The organism is Streptomyces sp. NPDC059900 (assembly GCF_050270335.1).
GTDB lineage: Bacteria > Actinomycetota > Actinomycetes > Streptomycetales > Streptomycetaceae > Streptomyces.
The window spans coordinates 1-3,238 of the sequence record NZ_JBNNJZ010000769.1 but is presented as its reverse complement, the minus strand read 5'-3'; the positions used below and the strand labels follow the sequence as shown (position 1 = coordinate 3,238).

The 3,238-nt window shown below is 68.7% G+C and carries 4 protein-coding genes; 3 read left to right on the top strand and 1 reads right to left on the bottom strand.

Annotation, left to right across the window (positions count from 1 at the left end; genetic code table 11):
* The 3 genes from arsB to ACQKIP_RS43610 all read left to right on the top strand — a co-directional run.
* The coding region (gene arsB, locus ACQKIP_RS43620) for an ACR3 family arsenite efflux transporter (RefSeq protein ID WP_427745555.1) at positions 1-977 on the top strand (977 nt) is incomplete at its 5' end.
* Positions 970-1,386: an arsenate reductase ArsC gene (locus tag ACQKIP_RS43615; protein ID WP_365863597.1), complete on the top strand. Its 417-nt coding sequence runs from the start codon at positions 970-972 to the stop codon at positions 1,384-1,386. The genes arsB and ACQKIP_RS43615, both read left to right, overlap by 8 nt.
* Positions 1,387-1,529: 143 nt before the next feature.
* Complete coding sequence (locus ACQKIP_RS43610) at positions 1,530-1,793, top strand: hypothetical protein (protein ID WP_365863599.1); 264 nt, start codon at positions 1,530-1,532, stop codon at positions 1,791-1,793.
* A gap of 125 nt (positions 1,794-1,918) precedes the next feature.
* Here the strand turns inward: ACQKIP_RS43610 and ACQKIP_RS43605 are convergent, their stop codons facing one another.
* Positions 1,919-2,827 (bottom strand): NADP-dependent oxidoreductase, encoded by a 909-nt coding sequence (locus ACQKIP_RS43605; protein ID WP_365863601.1) that lies wholly within the window; start codon positions 2,825-2,827, stop codon positions 1,919-1,921.
* Between the last annotated feature and the right edge of the window lie 411 nt (positions 2,828-3,238).

The window sequence follows — 3,238 nt, the reverse complement described above, 5'->3', positions numbered from 1 at the left end:
TGGCGAAGGTCACCGTCACGGGGGTCTCGCTGCCCATCGCGCTCGGACTGCTCGTGATGATGTACCCGGTGCTGGCGAAGGTCCGCTACGACCGCCTCGACACCGTCACCCGCGACGGACGGCTCCTCATCCCGTCACTGGCGTTGAACTGGGTGCTCGGCCCGGCGCTGATGTTTGCCCTCGCCTGGGTCTTCCTGCCGGACCTGCCCGAGTACCGCACCGGCCTGATCATCGTCGGGCTCGCGCGCTGCATCGCCATGGTCGTCATCTGGAACGACCTCGCCTGCGGCGACCGGGAAGCCGCCGCCGTCCTGGTCGCCCTCAACTCCGTCTTCCAGGTGCTGGCGTTCAGTCTGCTCGGCTGGTTCTACCTGTCGGTGCTGCCCGGCTGGCTCGGCCTGGAGCAGACCGTTCTGGACGTGTCGGTGTGGGAGATCGCCCGCAGCGTCCTGATCTTCCTCGGTATACCGCTGCTCGCCGGGTTCCTGACCCGCCGCCTGGGCGAGAAGGCCAAGGGCCGCACCTGGTACGAGACGAAACTGGTCCCGCGTATCGGGCCGTTCGCCCTGTACGGACTGCTGTTCACCATCGTCGTGCTCTTCGCTCTCCAGGGGGAGGCCGTCACCTCCCAGCCCTTCGGCGTCGCCCGGATCGCGCTGCCGCTGCTGGTGTACTTCGCGCTGATGTGGGCCGGGTCCATGGCCCTGGGCAAGGCTGTTGGGCTCGACTACCCGAAGGCGACGACACTGGCCTTCACTGCCGCGGGCAACAACTTCGAGCTGGCCATCGCGGTGGCCATCGCCACCTTCGGCGCCACCAGCGGCCAGGCCCTCGCGGGAGTCGTCGGACCGCTCATCGAGGTACCCGTCCTCATCGGCCTCGTCTACGCAGCCCTCGCGGCCCGCCGCTACTTCCCCGACTCCGCCATGTCGATAGCCGCATCGACCGCCGCCCCGGAAGGCTCCGCCCGTGTCTGACGCCGCCAAGCCCTCGGTCCTGTTCGTCTGCGTTCACAACGCAGGACGCTCGCAGATGGCCGCAGGCTTCCTCACATACTTCGCGGGAGACCGCGTCGAGGTCCGCTCCGCCGGGTCTCTCCCGGCAGTCCAGGTCAATCCGATCGCCGTCGCAGCGATGGCCGAACTCGGCATCGGCATCGCCGCCGCCACACCCAAGGTGCTGACCACCGAAGCCGTGCAGGCATCCGACTACGTCATCACCATGGGGTGTGGCGACACCTGCCCCGTCTTCCCCGGCAAGACCTACCTGGACTGGTCTCTGGAAGATCCCGCAGGGCAGGACATCGACGCCGTGCGACCCATCCGCGACGAGATCCAGCAACGAGTTCAGACACTCATCGCCGAAATCGGCGCTGCACGCACCTGATCCCCGTCGCGGCGCCCCATGAGCCGAACCAGGCATCCCTCACGCTGGAAGAGCCCGCTGTACCAGCAGCAGCTCTTCGGCGGCGTGTCGGAGCTGGGGTCGCTGACGTCGGTTCACCGGACTCACCCGACGCAGCCAAGATCATGCACGCGCGTCCGGACACCCCTGCCGGCTACACGCTGATGGCACGGGACCACCCCGCAGGCCCGGCCACCGGCCCTATGGGCCCGGCAACCATGTCGCGGTCCTCGACGGCGACGGCCCGGGGCTGCGCGACCATGTCGAGCGGCTGTCCGCCGGTGGCACAGTCCCCCCTGCCCCTGGAAAGGCAAATGCGGGGCGACCAGGCGGGTTCGCTGGTCGACCGGTTCGGCATCAGCTGGATGCTCAACATCACCGCCCGCTGAGTCACTCGGGCTCGCCGAGCAGGTCCGGGACATCGGCTTCGACGCGGTTCCGCTCGTGCTCACCAGCATGCTCGGCGCAGGCCCGCGCGAGGACGTCACGGGCGGCCTGAGGATCGAAACCCGCATCAGAAGACCACGGTGACCTTGCCGTCCAGGCCGCCCTGCAGGAAACGCTCCTGGGCGGCCCGGATTTCTCGGAGCCCGAAGAAGCCGGAGTGCACACGCACCCGCAACGATCCGCTGTCGACGAGCCTGGCCAGCTCGTTCAATCCTTCGCCGTCCTCGCGCACCTGGTTGACCGTGGTGCGGATACCGCGGGAGGACAGGTCCGGGACCGGCCCTGCCTGAGTGGCGATCGACGCATACCGGCCGCCGTCGGCCACTGTGTTGGTGACGAAGGCCCCGAACGTGTCGAAGACGGCGTCATAAGCACCGTCGGCCAGAGAACGCGCATCGGTGGTGACAAGTTCGGCACCGTGGTCACGGGCGAAAGCGAGGTGAGCGTCCCGGGAGACCAGGGCATCGACCTTCACTCCGCGGGCCTGTGCGATCTGCAGGGCCAATCCGCCCACTGCCCCAGCGCCCCCGGCAATGAGCAGCCGCTCGCCTGCCTCCACCTTCAGCCAGTCCAGGGTCTGCAAGGCCGTCAGACCGGGGAGCGGCAGGGCGGCCGCCTCCACCAGGCTGATCGAACGCGGCGCTGCGGCCACCGCGCGAGCGGGCAGCGCGACGAGATCGGCCCATGTCCCCCGGCCGGAGCTCAGCTGGTGCGACATAGCGATCACACGCTCGCCGACGGGCAGTGCGCTGTCGCCGCCGTCGACCACGATCCCGGCCAGGTCCCATCCCAGTGTCAGCGGCAGCGGTGGTGTGCCTTCGCCGATGGCGCCTTCGCGTGTCTTGTCATCTACGGGATTGATGCTGGTCGCCACCGTGCGGACCAGGATCTCGCCGGGACCCGGCCGGGGTTCGGGAGCCTCGACGATGCCGAGGACATCAGGAGTGCCGAAGCGGTTGATCTGTATGGCGCGCACGAGAAGCCCTTCACACTGCGGATGCTGACAGTCGGGCCCAACATCATTGTTGATGCGGGGATTCCCGCTGCCGCAAGCCACCCCACCCGGCGATCCTGGAGGCTCAGGGCCACACCACGCAGTTGCCGCCGAGGCGGTCCCGCGCGCCGACACCGCAGACCCGCACCTTCAATACCCATTCGCCGCACACGCCTTCATACCGAAGACGTCACCCCGCACTCGTACCTTCGAATCCCCGCCGCATGCCGCGGACGCCGCAGTACACGGCAACCGCGCGAGCGAACCCGCACCGGCAACCCTGCCTGCCTCTACGCCCCGACGCCTTCCACCACACGGCGAAACCCCCGCGGCCCCTGCGAGACGCAGCCTCACATGAGGCCACCGCAGAGCGGGGAAAGGGCATTCGGCGCA